This window comes from Alteromonas sp. ABH4_457 (assembly GCF_056160625.1).
Map to the genome: position 1 here is coordinate 463,574 of NZ_JBSWXN010000007.1, position 14,707 is coordinate 478,280.

14 protein-coding genes are annotated in these 14,707 nt (G+C 48.4%); 9 read left to right on the top strand and 5 right to left on the bottom strand.

From position 1 onward, the window contains the following. Positions 1-13: 13 nt before the first annotated feature. Both ACXAGR_RS19745 and ACXAGR_RS19750 read right to left on the bottom strand, forming a co-directional pair. Positions 14-1,531: a DUF3413 domain-containing protein gene (locus ACXAGR_RS19745; protein ID WP_474845910.1), complete on the bottom strand. Its 1,518-nt coding sequence runs from the start codon at positions 1,529-1,531 to the stop codon at positions 14-16. 12 nt (positions 1,532-1,543) lie between these two features. Next, on the bottom strand, positions 1,544-1,756 hold the full coding sequence (locus ACXAGR_RS19750; RefSeq protein WP_303574171.1) for a YejL family protein: 213 nt from the start codon (positions 1,754-1,756) through the stop codon (positions 1,544-1,546). 152 nt (positions 1,757-1,908) lie between these two features. On the opposite strand from ACXAGR_RS19750, the gene yejK reads away from it, so the two are divergent. The 3 genes from yejK (at position 1,909) to ACXAGR_RS19765 (ending at position 4,808) form a co-directional block, all read left to right on the top strand. Continuing rightward, the gene (yejK, locus tag ACXAGR_RS19755; protein WP_119501292.1) at positions 1,909-2,964 is read left to right on the top strand and encodes a nucleoid-associated protein YejK; all 1,056 of its coding nucleotides are present in this window, start codon (positions 1,909-1,911) and stop codon (positions 2,962-2,964) included. Positions 2,965-3,099: 135 nt separating this feature from the next. Further along, a complete protein-coding gene (locus ACXAGR_RS19760) occupies positions 3,100-3,975 on the top strand; it encodes a 6-carboxytetrahydropterin synthase (protein WP_119501293.1) in 876 nt (291 codons plus the stop codon). A 29-nt stretch (positions 3,976-4,004) separates the two neighbouring features. After that, complete coding sequence (locus ACXAGR_RS19765; RefSeq protein ID WP_474852161.1) at positions 4,005-4,808, top strand: M23 family metallopeptidase; 804 nt, start codon at positions 4,005-4,007, stop codon at positions 4,806-4,808. Positions 4,809-4,866: 58 nt separating this feature from the next. Here ACXAGR_RS19765 and ACXAGR_RS19770 read toward each other — a convergent pair whose 3' ends face one another. Continuing rightward, a complete protein-coding gene (locus tag ACXAGR_RS19770) occupies positions 4,867-6,642 on the bottom strand; it encodes a M61 family metallopeptidase (RefSeq protein ID WP_474852102.1) in 1,776 nt (591 codons plus the stop codon). A gap of 117 nt (positions 6,643-6,759) precedes the next feature. On the opposite strand from ACXAGR_RS19770, the gene ACXAGR_RS19775 reads away from it, so the two are divergent. From ACXAGR_RS19775 to ACXAGR_RS19790, 4 genes are all read left to right on the top strand, one after another. After that, positions 6,760-7,437, top strand: a complete 678-nt coding sequence (locus ACXAGR_RS19775) for a flagellar brake protein (RefSeq protein ID WP_474845917.1) — start codon at positions 6,760-6,762, stop codon at positions 7,435-7,437. Between the two features lie 59 nt (positions 7,438-7,496). Further along, positions 7,497-7,958, top strand: a complete 462-nt coding sequence (locus tag ACXAGR_RS19780; RefSeq protein ID WP_303574166.1) for an Mpo1 family 2-hydroxy fatty acid dioxygenase — start codon at positions 7,497-7,499, stop codon at positions 7,956-7,958. A gap of 105 nt (positions 7,959-8,063) precedes the next feature. Next, positions 8,064-9,128 carry a sensor histidine kinase gene (locus tag ACXAGR_RS19785; protein ID WP_119501297.1) on the top strand — a complete coding sequence of 355 codons (1,065 nt, stop codon included), beginning with the start codon at positions 8,064-8,066 and terminating at the stop codon, positions 9,126-9,128. 10 nt (positions 9,129-9,138) lie between these two features. Continuing rightward, a complete protein-coding gene (locus tag ACXAGR_RS19790) occupies positions 9,139-9,966 on the top strand; it encodes a LytR/AlgR family response regulator transcription factor (RefSeq protein ID WP_119501298.1) in 828 nt (275 codons plus the stop codon). Positions 9,967-10,016: 50 nt separating this feature from the next. On the opposite strand, the gene ACXAGR_RS19795 is transcribed toward ACXAGR_RS19790, so the two are convergent. Next, complete coding sequence (locus ACXAGR_RS19795) at positions 10,017-11,018, bottom strand: 6-phosphofructokinase (protein WP_474852104.1); 1,002 nt, start codon at positions 11,016-11,018, stop codon at positions 10,017-10,019. A gap of 212 nt (positions 11,019-11,230) precedes the next feature. Between ACXAGR_RS19795 and ACXAGR_RS19800 the strand changes: the two genes are divergently transcribed. Together ACXAGR_RS19800 and ACXAGR_RS19805 are read left to right on the top strand one after the other, a co-directional pair. Beyond that, on the top strand, positions 11,231-12,076 hold the full coding sequence (locus ACXAGR_RS19800) for a DUF6279 family lipoprotein (RefSeq protein ID WP_474852106.1): 846 nt from the start codon (positions 11,231-11,233) through the stop codon (positions 12,074-12,076). A 4-nt stretch (positions 12,077-12,080) separates the two neighbouring features. Then, entirely contained in the window at positions 12,081-13,034 is a 954-nt protein-coding gene (locus ACXAGR_RS19805; RefSeq protein WP_474852108.1) for a DMT family transporter, read from the top strand. On the opposite strand, the gene ACXAGR_RS19810 is transcribed toward ACXAGR_RS19805, so the two are convergent. Continuing rightward, on the bottom strand, positions 13,008-14,648 hold the full coding sequence (locus ACXAGR_RS19810; protein ID WP_474852110.1) for a response regulator: 1,641 nt from the start codon (positions 14,646-14,648) through the stop codon (positions 13,008-13,010). The two genes, ACXAGR_RS19805 and ACXAGR_RS19810, sit on opposite strands and share 27 nt — an antisense overlap. Positions 14,649-14,707: the final 59 nt, after the last annotated feature.

The following is a 14,707-nucleotide window of genomic DNA, read 5'->3' on the forward strand; positions in this document are numbered from 1 at the left end:
CCGGTAACGGTTTTTACCTTGAAAAATGGGTCAGGTGCTTGATGGCACGGCTGAGCAAATCCACATTCAACGGGTCGTTGCTTCGCTCACGGCTGTCAATATCTGATATTTCAAAGCTGCCGTTACTCAGCACTTCAATCATTTGCTGATTATGCAGCACCACCACTTTTTCACCGGAAGTACTCACCAGCCAGTTACGTTGTGGTTGCAACAAATTTTGTCCGGTGGAGTAGAACTGGACCGGCGCTGCGCAGCCTAATGCATTCAATACTGTAGGCGCTAAATCTTCGGTGCTGGCAATACTGCCTTTCACATCCAGCGTCGTAAGCAGTTTTCCACGGCGGGTACCGCCATCTTCAGAGAAGCCGGTGGCAATGATCACATCACTTTGCGCAAACACATCGTCGCTCAGCATATCTGCAATTTTGTCACCCGACAGGAAGGCAATGTGCAATCCGGCATGATTATTACTGACAGGCTGTCGGTAACCGTCAAGCATACTGGCAGGCAGTGCTTCGTCGACGTGAATAGACACAGGCATGCCCAGACCCACGGGTAAGGCCAGCAGAACCGGTCTTTTCTGTTCCAGTGTATCGCGGTAAATTTCCGGCACACCGAACAGGGTAGTCAGGATCAAGCCGTCCAGTGACGAAGCTGTAGAGAAATAGTTGTTCATTTCTCTGAGATCAAACTGTGGCATGTCCGGCAACGGTGTATCGTCTGTTTGCACGACCAGCGCCAGGGTACGGTCAGCTTCAATATTGCAGTAAACCGGTTCCGTGGGGTAGGTCACCTGATGGATTTGCGGATCAAACTGCAGCTGTTTGCGTTCCTTGTAGCGTTCCAGATCCAGCAGGCCATAGCGGGACATGGTGGTTTTTGCCGTAGCCGGATAGGACAACGGAAACATATTGTCCTGCTTCACGATAGGCTGATATAACTCTGCATCAGCCCACACGTGAATCGCATGGCTGGCGACAAAACAGGTAAGGAAAAAGCCGGTTACCGGCGTACCGATTTTGTGATGCTGTAATCGCTCCACACGTTTCCATAACGCATTGGCCAGCACAAGCTGAAAACCGAGCCAGACCACAAACAGCAGTAATAAGTACATCCACTGTTGTAAACCAAACTGACTGATTTGATTTTGTGCTTCGTTGCGCAGTAGATCGGCAGAACTGAAGCTTAAATGAAAGCCGGTGCGGTTGAACAGCAGGGCGTCAAACGCCATCAATGCCAGCCCGGTTGCCGCGATGGCGGATGCCGCAAACTTGATAATTCTCGGATTCGTCGCCAGGTAGCACAACGGCAGAATGAATATAACAAAACCGGAAAAGGTCATAAAACCAATATGACCGAACCAGTTAAATACCAGATACAAGGCACCTAAGGCCGTATCCGGTGAAGGAGAGGAAAATATAAATACTGAGGCGATGATCATGGCGATGGCTATATTAGCCAGCGCGAACCAGTGGCCCCAGTTTACCAGGCGTGTGACCCGCTGACGGCGAGGTGACTCCGCTAAAATCATTATTCAGCCCTGTTAGTTAACACTTTTCTGTAATACCGAAGCGAATTGTTCCGCCATGGCTTTGCGGTTAGCAGCGGGAACCTGTGTATTAAGAATGTGCGTGATGACATTACCCAATACCATGAGCTGTAAATCACGACTGGCCTCATTTTCCTCGAGTGTGAGGATGACTTTATTCATTAGCGCTTCAAAATCCGAATCGGAATAACGGCTTTGCTGGGGCATTGTGACGCCTCTTTTACTGTTTTCTTTACTAAAAAAGAATGGAATTTAATTTTAAATGATTATAATCGTTGTCTGAGTGATAACAATCATTCATTCGTAAATCCCGCGAATTCCACTGTAAATTCTCAACTAAACAGGATCCCAGATAGTCTATGAGTGCACTGATTCATCATTTTGTTGTTCACCGGTTAGTCGTCAGCGGCGAAGACAAGCTGTCCATCATTCCACGGGACAAGTGTCTTGCGGTGACGCCGGAAATCGAATCACTGGCTCATCAGATCAATCACAGCTTTAACAGCAAGCCCGGAAAAGGTGTGGGCCATTTCACTGAAGAAGCTGCAGGCGGTGAAGATACCATTCCTTTTAAAACGTCACTGGCAGAATTCATGCACGCGCAAAAAGAGCGCGTGGACAACCTGGAAGATATCTTCCATGCCTTTACGCTGACTTCCGGTGACAAGCTGATTAAAGCCCTGACCGATACCGGTACAGTGCAAACAGGCTTTCTGATTTTCTGTCAGTATGAGTTTCTGGCAACACAGTATCTGATGATCACGTTACTGAATACCCGTTCCCACGTGGAAATCAATCAGGCACTGGAGCTGAATGCCCGCGAGCACCTTGATTTGGCGAAGATGCAACTGGCAGTACGCATTGACCTTACTCAACTTGAGATCCAGCCGGAGCAAAAACGCTACGTAAGCTTTATTAAAGGACTCATGGGCCGCAAGGTGTCTGATTTCTTCATGGATTTTATTGGTTGCGAAGAGCTGGTGGACATTAAGCAGCAGAACAAACAACTGATTTCTTCGGTAGATGCTTATCTGGCCAGTGAGAATCTTGACCGTGAAGAGCAGCAACAGCACCGTGATGAAGTGAAGTCTTATTTCAAAGAAAAGATAGACAGTGGTGAAAGTCTGTCGATCAAAGAGTTATCCGGACGGTTATCGCCGGACAGTGACAGCGAACACAGTTTTGAGGCGTTCACGCAAACGCTTGAGGCACCGCTGGAAGAGAATATTCAACCTGATCCTGCTGCGCTGCGTCAGCTGGCTAAATTTACCGGACAGGGCGGCGGTATTTCCCTTAGCTTTGAACGTAAACTACTGGGTGACAAAATCATCTACGACCCGGTGTCAGACACACTGACCATTAAAGGTATTCCGCCAAATTTAAAAGACCAGTTGACCAGACAGTCAAAAAATTAGGTACAATAGCCGTTATTCACCCGTAACAGTAACGAAATGCGGGCCAACGTTCGTAAGCAGGCAGGTGAAACCTGCCTGCTTTGTTTAATTTATCGTATAATGCCGGCAGTTTAAGTTCCGGCAACAAGGTTTTACATGCAATTATTTGTCAACGACCTCACCGTCATGGATTTTTCTTACCTGTGCCCTGAGCGGGGAATGGTTGGGGAAAGCTGGATCGTGGATGTGATCCTGTCCGGCGATCTTAACGATGAGAGTATGATTCAGGATTTCGGTAAGGTGAAAAAAAACCTGAAGCGACTGATTGATGATTATGTCGACCATAAATTGCTGGTACCTGCTGACTACGCCAACGTGGCGATTGTGCATGAAGACAACAGCGAACATGTGGATGTACGGTTTACCTGCAACGACGGCAGGGTGATTCAGCTATATTGTCCGGCAGAGGCTTACGCATTCATCTACGGTGAAACGGTTACTAAGGACTCCACCGGCAGCTACCTTCGCGAAGTGATTGCTACTCATCTGCCGGAAAACGTAGATAACCTTGAGCTGATTCTGCGCACCGAAGTGATCACCACGCCGTTCTATCACTACACCCATGGCCTGAAAAAACACGATGGCAATTGCCAGCGTATAGCCCATGGTCACCGTTCTAAAATCGACGTGTTTGTAAACGGTGAAAATAGTCTTGAGAGTCAGCAATACTGGGCATCACGCTGGGAAGATATATATATTGCCTCGGAAGAAGACAGACTGGCTTTTTCAGCACGTCAGGCCTCGGGTACTGTGCCGGCAGACAGAGAGTACTGCTGTTTTGCCTATGAATCATCGCAAGGCTACTTTGAAATATTGTTGCCTGAATCAGATTGTGAAGTCATAACTACTGATTCCACCGTGGAATGTCTGGCTCAGTTTATTTTTGATGAAGAAAAAGCCCGCCAGAATGGTGGCTCTGTGAAAGTGCTGGCTTATGAAGGCGTAGGAAAAGGAGCACTGGTGTGCGATTGATCCCGCTGGCTCTCATTGCGCTGATTTCACTGTCTGTTTTTTCCTTGCAACAAAGCCTTGCTGCCAGTGAAGCCCCTGAAGCCGGTGCGCTGGTTCTGAATGGTAAATTTACGCAGGGCAGTCTGTTTCGTGGACAGTTGCCGCCCGGAAGTCACGTTACATTGAATGGCGAAGCACTCAAGCTCAATGCGCAGGGCAAATTTGTATTTGGTTTCGCCCGTGAATCAGCACTTAATCATACTTTATCCTGGACGCTGCCTGACGGCACAACAGGTTCAAGAGACATTGAACTGGAAAAGCGGCAGTACAACATTCAGCGTATTGACGGTTTGAAGTCTTCCATGGTTTCGCCGCCGGAAGAAACACTTAAACGCATTCGCAGAGACAGTACTGTGGTAACCAATGCCCGCGGAAATATCTCTGATCTGGATGCTGTGTTTACCGGTTTTATCTGGCCGGCAGAAGGCCCGGTAACCGGCGTATACGGTAGCCAGCGGGTGCTGAACGGTATTCCTAAAGCGCCGCACTATGGCGTTGACGTTGGTGCACCAACCGGTACGCCTGTTATTGCTCCCGCAGCGGGTGTGGTGACATTATCAGATGATTTGTATTACAGCGGCAATACCGTGATTCTCGATCACGGTATGGGTGTGTTCTCTACGTTTCTGCACCTTGATTCTTCGAAGGTGAAAGCCGGGGATGTGGTCGCGCAGGGCGACGCTATCGGTACCATCGGTGCGACCGGCAGAGCAACAGGTCCCCATCTTGACTGGCGGCTTAACCTGGGTAAAACCAGGCTGGATCCAGCGTTACTGGTACCGCCCCGCCACTAATAACTTATTTTTATTTAACCCTGTAAAAGCAATCAGCCCCTGTACGGGGCTGAATCATTTATGCTGTAGCAAGCCATGCTGCCAGCTTTTCCTTATCTTCAATGGTGAAGTAACAGGCTTCCTGCCGCTCTTCAAGCACAGGCAGGGATAACGTCAGCAAACGCCCATCACGCAGTACTGTCAGCGGCAAGGCAGATTCACCGGTTTGATTCAATAAACGCTGCAGCAGAATGTCATTCACTACGTAGCCATCCAGTGCAATGATCCTGTCGTTTACCTGTAGTCCTGCCCGGCAAGCTGCACCGTCTTCAAATACAACCTGAACCATTACGCCGGTTTCTGCATTTTTAATGGCAGCCCCTAAATGATGTTTCTGGTAAGCCGGTAAGGGCGGTACACCACCACGGTCAGATGCTGAGTTTTTCGGCCTTGTATGCAGCGTTACGCCAATATCAGCCAGCCACTGATTCAGGGGCACGTCTTCTTTGCCGTAAACAACAGCCCGAAGATACTCTGATACATCAATATTGAAAGTTTCACGGCAAACGGTCTCAATCACATCATCAGGGGTGCCGGTTTCCTCTGCACCAAATTGCTGCCACAGTGCCTGCATTAAACTGTCCAGCGACACGTTACCCTGCGACTTTCTGCGTAACAGCAAATCGAGTCCAAAGGCAATGATGCCGCCCTTTACATAGTAACTCACAATATTGTTGGGAGCTGATGCATCCTGTTTGTAGAACTTGGTCCATGCATCAAAGCTGGACTCTGCCACTGACTGTTTGAAACGTCCCGCTGTCACCTGTAAACGGGTGAGGTTCTGACCAACAATTTCCAGATATTTTTCAGGGCTGATGAGGCCCGTTCTCGCCAGCGTCACATCGTCATAAAAACTGGTAAAGCCCTCATAAATCCAAAGCTGGGGGGTATAGACTTCTGCACTTAAATCCGGTTTCAGGAAAACGGAAGGACGCAGGCGCTTAACATGCCAGGTGTGAAACAATTCATGACAGCAGAGGCTCAGAAAGGTGACGTACTGATCAGTTTTGCCGCCGCCTTCACGTTCCAGCGGTAAGTCAAACCGTGGGTAGAGCAGGGCCGTAGAACTGCGGTGCTCAAGGCCGCCAAAGCCACTGTCGCTCAGCAACGTCATGAACACATAGCGGTCCACGGGCGCGGGCTGACCGAATAAATTAAGGTGATGCTCACAAACCGGCACCATGTCTTCGCATATTCTTTTCGTGTTTACTGGCGTTTTGCCACTAAAAAGGAACACAAATTCCACGCCCTGAACCGTTACACTGTCGAGCACACACTCACCCATGAATACAGGGTGATCGATGAGCTCCGCGTAATCTTCGCAGATAAAATGTGTACCGTTTGTGTCATCAGGCTGCATACTGGTTTCTACATGCCAGTGGCTTAAGGATTCAGGTAAAGATACCGTCACTTCACAGGACGCTGCGGGGAGGTCGTTGACCTGCAAGAAGACACTGGTGCCGTTGATAAAGCCGTATTCGTCGTTCAGGTAAGCTGCACGTACTGAGAGATCAAAGGCATAAACGGTGTATTCAACAGTGACTGGCTGTTGACCCGCTTTAATTTGCCAGGTCTGTTTATCTGTTTTTGTAACAGGTAAAACATTGCCTGCGTTGTCTGTAGCTGTCAGTGTGATGATGTGTCTGGCGAAATCCCGCACCATATAGCTGCCCGGGATCCACGCCGGTAAGCTCAACGTCAGTACATCAGTGTCGCAGGCGGGAATTGTGAGGGTTACTGCGAAAAGATGTTGAGAGCGGGAGCGGACGGAAAGATCGTATCGCAAAGAAGTCATGTAAATATCCGTGAAAAGTCATGCAGAGTGCTATCATGCATCACACCGGACTTTTTGTCAGCATCGGCGAAAAGGGAGTATGATAATGTCACTGACTGAAAAGGAGTACAGCCTGCTGTGAGTAAAGCCGAAACCACCTCTTTAAGTAAAGATGACATGACTGCATTGAAAAGCCTGGCGCCCGGCACCGTTGTCGATTTACAGATAGAGACACCCACTGCACCGCAACGCCTTAAAACGCACTATGTGGGTATGGATATTCCTAACGCATTTATTTTCCAGGTACCAAATACCCATAAATGGGCCAACATCCGTGATTATCTTGTTGCCGGCAATGAAGTGGTCGTAAGGTTTGTGATCGAAGGTGGGCTGGGGCAGGTTATTGCCTTCAAAACTACAATTTTAAAGTGCTTCAGCAAACCGGTGAGTATTCTTATCACCGGTTTTCCGTCTAAGCTGCAAACCATGGGGCTACGCAGCGACCGGCGTTCCCAGCCGGGCATTCCTGTCAGTGTCTATTTAGATCAGGAAGAGCAGGAGAGAGTGCGGGGCCTGATCATTGATGTATCGAAAACAGGCTGCAAACTGGCCATAAAAACGGGTTCAGATGACAGTAAGCTTGAAGTTAACAAAAAAATAACATTGGGCTGTAAATTGGATGGTGAAACCATTAGGATAGACAGCAACGTGCGGAACGTTGCCGAAGTAAAAGGATACTATTATTACGGTATTCAGTTTACCAATGAGCAAAAGGCGGTCGAAACCTTAATTGAACGCTATATTCTGGCTCTATAGCAGAAAAAGCTCAGGCTTTCCGTTACCGCCGGCGGATCCATTTACGGAGCGTTATTGATATGCGACAAATTGACAAGTTGTTATTGCAATACTCGGAAAGCCACCAGAATAAAACGAATGTGTTAATCCACGCCGTTGCGGTGCCGTCTATTTACCTCGTTACCCTGGGTTTAATATGGAGTATTCCGCTCCCCGGCTTTCTGCAGCAAACCGATCTCACCTGGGCCCACCTGCTGGTGCTGCCGGTCCTGTACTACTATTTCCGCCTGTCCGGTCCGGTAGGCGCGGCTATGACGCTACTGACAATTATCAGTTTCGGTGTCATCAATCTGATTGATGGCAGTCCTGTGGCTGTGTGGGAATTTTGTCTTATCTTGTTTGTAGTCATGTGGATCCTGCAGTTTGCCGGTCACAAAATCGAAGGCCGGAAGCCGTCGTTTTTCGATGATATCCGTTTTTTACTCATTGGCCCGGCCTGGTGGTGGACTCACTGGTTTAAGCGCTTAAATATAAGTTATTAAGTAAAATCCACTGCGACAAGGTGCCGGGGAAGCACGACCAAGATTGCCATGAACCCGTTTAATATGCGTATAATTGAAATTACTATTTGATTTTACGGTAATAAAGTGAGTCGTTGGCAACAGTTATTCGAAAGTAACGAACGCTTATTCTGGACCTTGCACAGCGTGGGCTGGGCGGGTTTTGCGTTAATTTATTATATTGGTTCGTTTCTTCATGATGTCCGGCCTATCTGGGTCTTTATCATTTTGCTCAATGCTTATGCCGGCTGGTTACTGACCATTCCGTTACGGTATGTGTTTCGTTGGGCCAGAAAACTGTCTCCTTTGAAAATGATCACTACCGTCATTCTCGCCTGTTATGTGGTGGCGCTGGTATGGGCAGTAGTAAAGAACGTCAACTACTGGGAAATCTATAAGCACGGCTACCGGCCTGATGCCTGGTATCTGTACTTTACCAATACGATCAATTCTCTGATCATGGTGGGCTGCTGGACGGGTACCTATTTTGGTATCAAGAACTTCCAGATGCTGCAAAAAGAAAAGCAGAATGCATTAAAAGCCAGTACCATGGCGCATCAGGCGCACATTAAAATGTTGCGCTATCAGCTTAACCCTCACTTCCTGTTTAATACACTGAACGCCATTTCCACGCTGATCCTGCTGAAAGAAAATGATATTGCAGAAGCCATGGTGTCACGGTTATCAGACTTTTTACGCTATTCTCTGGATAATGATCCCATTAAGCGGGTTACTTTGGGTGAAGAAATCAAAGTACTGCGTTTGTACCTTGAAATAGAAAAAGTACGATTTGATGACAGATTAGATGTAGTATGGGATATTGAACCTGATTGTGAGTCTGCCCTGGTGCCGGGGATGATTTTGCAACCGCTTATTGAAAATGCAATTAAACACGCCATATCCACTATGGAGAACGGCGGTCAAATTTCTATTTCTGCACGTACCTTTGGTAACGACCTGTTAATGGATGTCGCTGATAACGGGCCCGGTGCGGAAATAAAGGATGGTCAGCTGCATCGTGAAAACGGTGTGGGGTTAGTGAATATAAAGGAACGTCTGCAGTCTTTATATCAGCGTAATTTTGCTTTTTCGGTTGAACATAATCAGCCGTCAGGCATACGTGTGAGACTGCGGATCCCTTACGAAGTATAAGACGTAAAGCATGAGTGATCGTAAAATAAAAACTGTCGTGGTAGACGACGAGCCGTTGGCAAGGAAAGGGTTACGCACACGTCTGGAACGTCACGCTGATGTAGAAGTGGTGGCGGAATGCCAGAATGGTCTGGATGCGGTAAGCGTAATTTCTAAAAACCGGCCTGATTTGGTTTTTCTGGATATCCAGATGCCGGGTCTGAACGGGTTTCAGGTCATTCACAAGCTCCGTGAACTGAACCAGCCAATTCCGATGATTGTATTTGTCACCGCTTATGACAGCTATGCTATTAAAGCGTTTGATATTCATGCAGTTGATTATTTACTGAAACCGGCTGACGATGCCAGATTGTCAGATGCGCTGGTGAAAGTAAGAGAGTATTTCACTACCCGTGACCAGGATGAGCAGTCCCGCAAGCTGGTAAATCTGGTGGCTGAGCTTACCGGTGATGATACCAACGAAATTCTCCGTAAACTTGCCAGCGGCGAGTCTATCGACACCAATCCTTATCCGGAAGTACTGGCCATTAAAGACGGCTCTGAAGTGACCCGTGTTGCCGTGCAGGACATCCAGTGGATTGACGCTGCCGGTGACTACATGTGTGTTCATGCGCTGGATGGTATGCATATCATGCGTAAAACCATGAAGGAACTGGAACAGGAACTGAATCCTCAGTGGTTCGTGAGAGTTCACCGTTCTGCCATTGCCAATATCCGCTTCGTCAAGAAGCTGGTGAGTCATATCAGTGGCGAGTATCACCTTATTCTGCAGAATGACACCGAGCTGAAAGTCAGCCGCAGTCACCGCGATAAAGTCAAAGCCGCGATGAAGATGTAGAAAAACGGAGCATTATGCTCCGTTTTTTAATTTATCCGCCCGGTAACAGGTTACGCATAACGGTTGTTCATAAGTAGTTTCATGGTATCAACTGACAGGTCATCCAGCGGTTTACGTTGCTTCCAGGTGTCTTCCAGAGGAACCTGAACCGGTTTACCATGTTGTTCTCCAATCATCACGCCGGTTACAGCACTGCCCGTCAAAGTTGCCGCATAGGCACCCAGTTTAAGTGCCAGCAACCTGTCCTGAGAGACCGGCGAGCCGCCCCGCTGCACGTGCCCGAGAATAACAGGACGCACTTCTGTTTCAGTAAGCGATTTCTCCAGTCGTGAAGCTAAATCAGCAATCCCGCCGGGCCAGAGGTTTTCCGCCAGCACGATGATGTAACTCACGTTACCGCGCTGTTCCCGGCGTTCATTGAGCTGAGTCAGGATGTCTTTTAATGTCTTTTCTTCGCTTTCAAACAGTTCCGGCAAAATGACATAGTCTGACGCTGAAGCAATTGCGCCGTTCAGACCGAGGAAACCGGCATGTCTGCCCATCACTTCTACCAGAAAAACACGCTCAAATGCATCAGCAGTATCCCGTACTTTATCCACGGACTGGACAGCGGTTTCAATTGCGGTGAAATAGCCGATAGTGGCGTCTGTGCCGTTAATGTCGTTATCAATGGTACCCGGTAAACCAATGATCTGACCCTGCCAGAATTTTCCGAGATGGGCTGCGCCGCGAAAAGAGCCGTCTCCCCCAATCACAAATAGGGTATCTATACCGAGCGCTGTAAGATTGGCAGCAGCAAGCTTACCGGATTCATCAGTCTTGAAAGGCTTGCAGCGGGCACTGTGTAAAATCGTGCCTCCGCGCTGGGCGAGGTTGTGTACCTGACGACTGTCTAGTGTCATGTATTCCTGTGACAGCAAACCGTTATAACCATGCAAATAACCGACGATGTCATGGCCGGCCCGTTCACAAACCAGCACGATGGCACGGATACAGGCATTCATGCCGGGAGCATCTCCTCCCGAGGTGAGTATGGCTACTTTACTGTTCACGTTCCGTCCTTATTGAATCAGAGCCGGCAAAGTATGCCAGCGGGTTGAACTGCAAGTGTTGATACGAATCATATAAGCCACAGAGAGACAGAATTGTTACTAAAAATTAAATAGTATTTACTGTGATTTTCAGGGCTTTATAGTGATAACACATCACCGTGAAGCATAGAGGTGAGCGTATCATTGTTCAATGGTTTCAGGCAGGAACAGTCATGAAAAAATGGGTAACAGTTATATTTGTCTTATTGCTGGGCGGATGCAGCAGTAAACTGGCATACAACAATCTGGACTGGCTGGTTTACTGGTACATGGATGATTACATCGAGCTGAATAATCGCCAGGAAGCCATGTTCGATAAGCAGCTCGACAAGTGGATTGACTGGCATCGCAGCAGAGAATTGCCCGCCTACATCAATCATCTCAAACTGGTGAAAGAGGATTTGGCAGAGAACCGGCTGACAGAACAGCGCCTGTTGTCTCATTACACCAAAGCCACGGAGCACTGGCAGCGTTTGCGGGAGGAAATCACTCCGCCTCTGGCATCAATGGCGGGCGAGCTGTCAGACGAGCAGGTGATCAGACTGTTTGCTGCACTGGAAAAGGACAACAAGGAAACAGAGGAAAAGATAGAAGAAACCAATGAGTGGTCAGAAACGGAACGCATGGAAGACCGTGTAGAAAGCCTGGAAGAGGATATGGAAGAAAGGATCGGCCGGCTGACAGAGGAACAAAAACAGTTAATTCAGGATATGGCGCCCGGCTTCATGCCGTCACGGGAATTGTGGCTGGCATACCGTCGTGATTTGCAGCAGCGGGCGAGGGTGTTATTCGCCGGCCGTAAGAGTAATCCTGATTTTACTGAGCAACTGACTGCATTGATGCTCAATCCTGAACAGTACCGGTCTGAAGCATTTCTTCAAGTCTGGCGAAACAATCGACAGCAACATGCCAGACTGGCGTCATCTGTCGCAAGTTCTCTGACAGCGAAACAAAAAAGCAAGCTGGAGGATGAGATCAACGATATGATTGCCAGCCTCGAAGATTTGCTGGACGAATAACTGCTTGGAATCCCAACTCAGACCGGTCTACGGTTTTTTACTTTCACTGCTGACCGCTTTTTTGTGGGGCGTGCTGCCGGTAGCGTTAACCCTTTGCCTTAAGGTAATGGACAGCCCGACAATTACTTTTTACCGCTTCCTGACGGCAGGGCTGGTGGTATTTTTTATTCTAAAAATACGTCGCAGCCTGCCTGTTGCCTCATCGTTGACCCGCAATGGCTGGTTGCTCGCGGCCCTCGCTACGGTGATGCTGGTGACAAACTATGTCACCAACGTTATGGGATTAAATTACCTCAGTGCGTCCAGTGCCCAGGTGCTCATGCAAATTGCACCGTTTGTGCTGATGACCGGCGGGGTGTTGTTGTACAAAGAGTCGTTCACCAAAGTGCAGTTTGCCGGCGCGGGCCTTTTGATCCTCGGGCTGGGATTGTTTTTCAATCAGCGGTTGCCTCAGATATTTGCCTCAGAAACAGAAAGTATTGCCGGCCTGTTCATCATCGCCGGTTCAGCTGTCGCATGGGCTATTTATGCACTGGCGCAAAAACCATTGTTACGCACTTTATCAGCAAGACAACTCACACTCATCATGTATGCCGCAGGTGGCATGTTACTAATCCCGCTGAGTACCCCGACAGAGCTGATGTCCATGGACGGTTTGCAAATGGCAGCACTGGTGTTTTGCTGCCTGAATACACTGGTTGCCTATGGGGCTTTCACCGAGGCGATGCGTGTCTGGTATGCGTCGAAGGTATCCGCCGTGCTGGCAGTACAACCCGTGTTTACTTTTATCAGTATGACGTTAGCTGAGAAAATTATGCCAGATACCTTCCATCAGCCGGAACTGGACACGGTTGCTTATGGCGGGGCATTGCTTGTGGTCACCGGCTCGATGATGGCCGCGCTGGGAAGGAAAAAAACTGTTAACGTGTTATCAGGCAGCCTTTCCGGTAAGTCCTGATAATTCTGCTCTCAGTTCCTCAAACTTTTGCAGGAACTGAGGTTTCATGAACATACCATCCAGCAGTTTCAGCAGCCGCTTGCTGTCTGTTAATAAAGCCGGCTGCTCTTTAGTATCGGTGTTCAGCAGTTTAATCACGCATTGCAGCAGGTTGAGGGCAACCCCGGTATTCACCGGCGCAAACTGCAGGGCTTTGGTGAAAGACGTGCGTGCCGCTTTAAAATCGCCCTGCTGATAATGTTCAATGCCTTCTTTGTTATGCATAGAGTAAAGCTGTTGTTTTTCAGCAGCCTTTTGCTTGTCGGTATCCAGCATCTGTTTTACAGAATCGTGCAGGTTACCTGAGCGAATTACATTTACCAGAGCGTCTGCTTCATCATATTCGCCGATGGCATACATCACTTTCAAACTGTCCGGCGCATAGGTTTGCGGATAAGACTCGTATTTGTGTTGTATCGCTTCCTGGCCACTGTTCAACGCCCGCTTAGCTTCAATGAGCTTTCCTTCAATACTGTGAAGCCGGGCTGTGAATATTTGTTCATAGATCACGAAATCGAATTCGTCGTTATTACGGCTGAGGTAATCGTCAAATTTACCCCGCTGCACGGCAAGATGGGCTTCCTGCTGATAGCGGTTACGGGTTTTCTTATCTTCAGCGTTTTCCGCTACTTCCAGAATACTGCGAATGTAGCTGCACCAGATATCCGCATGCTCTTTTACCGTTTTTCGGGACAACAACCAGATTGCCTGCGCACTTTCACTGGCCAGCACAAAATCTTTGTGTTGACGGGCGATATGACAGGCAATGTGATGACGCTCTGTGCAGTAAGGGGAAATTTTGATGGCATGACGTATGGTTTCTGCAGCCCGCTCAGTGTCGTTATTGAGTAACTGGCATTCTGCCACCACGTCATAAGCTTCGGCACTGAAACGGTTACGTTGCAGAACGCTTTGTGCCATAGAAAGGGCCTTGTCCCGCTCATTCATTTTCAACCAGTTTTTAGCCAGTGCCAGTTGCAACCAGGGCACAGGTCTGTCTGTATCAAAATCGCTCAGTACGTTCAGAGCACCGGCGAAATCTTTCTGTTGCCAGCAAATGCCGGTGAGCAGTTGTGCAACCGAACCACGGTAAGGCCGGTTAGTAGCAAGTAATTTTTCCGCCTGCTTTCGGGCAAGGGCAGTATCGCCTTCATGAAGCGCATGATAAACGGGCAGCAGGGCCTGGCGTTTTTTCCAGGCCCGTTCAAGACGGGTTTTCAGCTGGTTTTGGGAAAAGGGTTTTATCAGGTAGTCGTCAGGTCCGCGATCAATAGAGCCCAGTACGAAGGGACGGGTGCTGTCAGCACTGATCAACATCACAATGGCTGAGGGTTTTGCCAGTTTCTGACTACGCAGCTCTTCGATAAATTCAAAACCGTTCTTTTTGTCAGAGCCCAGATGAAGGTCGCTGATGATGATATCAAACTTGCGTTTCCGGCACAGGGATAACGCCTGCTCAGCAGAGGGCTTGGTGACAACTTCGGTTGCACCCATTGAATGCAGCAGTCCCCGCAAAACCAGCAGAAAAGGGCGCTGATCTTCTATAATCAGTACACGTTTATCTGCGTAATTCATCTACCTGTTACCCTGAAATCAGACTTTAGTATAATGATCGGACCATTACGCCTAAAGTT

What these genes read in the sequence shown, in the direction of transcription:
- ACXAGR_RS19745 (WP_474845910.1), bottom strand. Translation starts at nt 1,531, where the DNA reads ATGATTTTAGCGGAGTCACCTCGCCGTCAGCGGGTCACACGCCTGGTA.
- ACXAGR_RS19750 (WP_303574171.1), bottom strand. Translation starts at nt 1,756, where the DNA reads ATGCCCCAGCAAAGCCGTTATTCCGATTCGGATTTTGAAGCGCTAATG.
- yejK (WP_119501292.1), top strand. Translation starts at nt 1,909, where the DNA reads ATGAGTGCACTGATTCATCATTTTGTTGTTCACCGGTTAGTCGTCAGC.
- ACXAGR_RS19760 (WP_119501293.1), top strand. Translation starts at nt 3,100, where the DNA reads ATGCAATTATTTGTCAACGACCTCACCGTCATGGATTTTTCTTACCTG.
- ACXAGR_RS19770 (WP_474852102.1), bottom strand. Translation starts at nt 6,642, where the DNA reads ATGACTTCTTTGCGATACGATCTTTCCGTCCGCTCCCGCTCTCAACAT.
- ACXAGR_RS19780 (WP_303574166.1), top strand. Translation starts at nt 7,497, where the DNA reads ATGCGACAAATTGACAAGTTGTTATTGCAATACTCGGAAAGCCACCAG.
- ACXAGR_RS19790 (WP_119501298.1), top strand. Translation starts at nt 9,139, where the DNA reads ATGAGTGATCGTAAAATAAAAACTGTCGTGGTAGACGACGAGCCGTTG.
- ACXAGR_RS19800 (WP_474852106.1), top strand. Translation starts at nt 11,231, where the DNA reads ATGAAAAAATGGGTAACAGTTATATTTGTCTTATTGCTGGGCGGATGC.
- ACXAGR_RS19810 (WP_474852110.1), bottom strand. Translation starts at nt 14,648, where the DNA reads ATGAATTACGCAGATAAACGTGTACTGATTATAGAAGATCAGCGCCCT.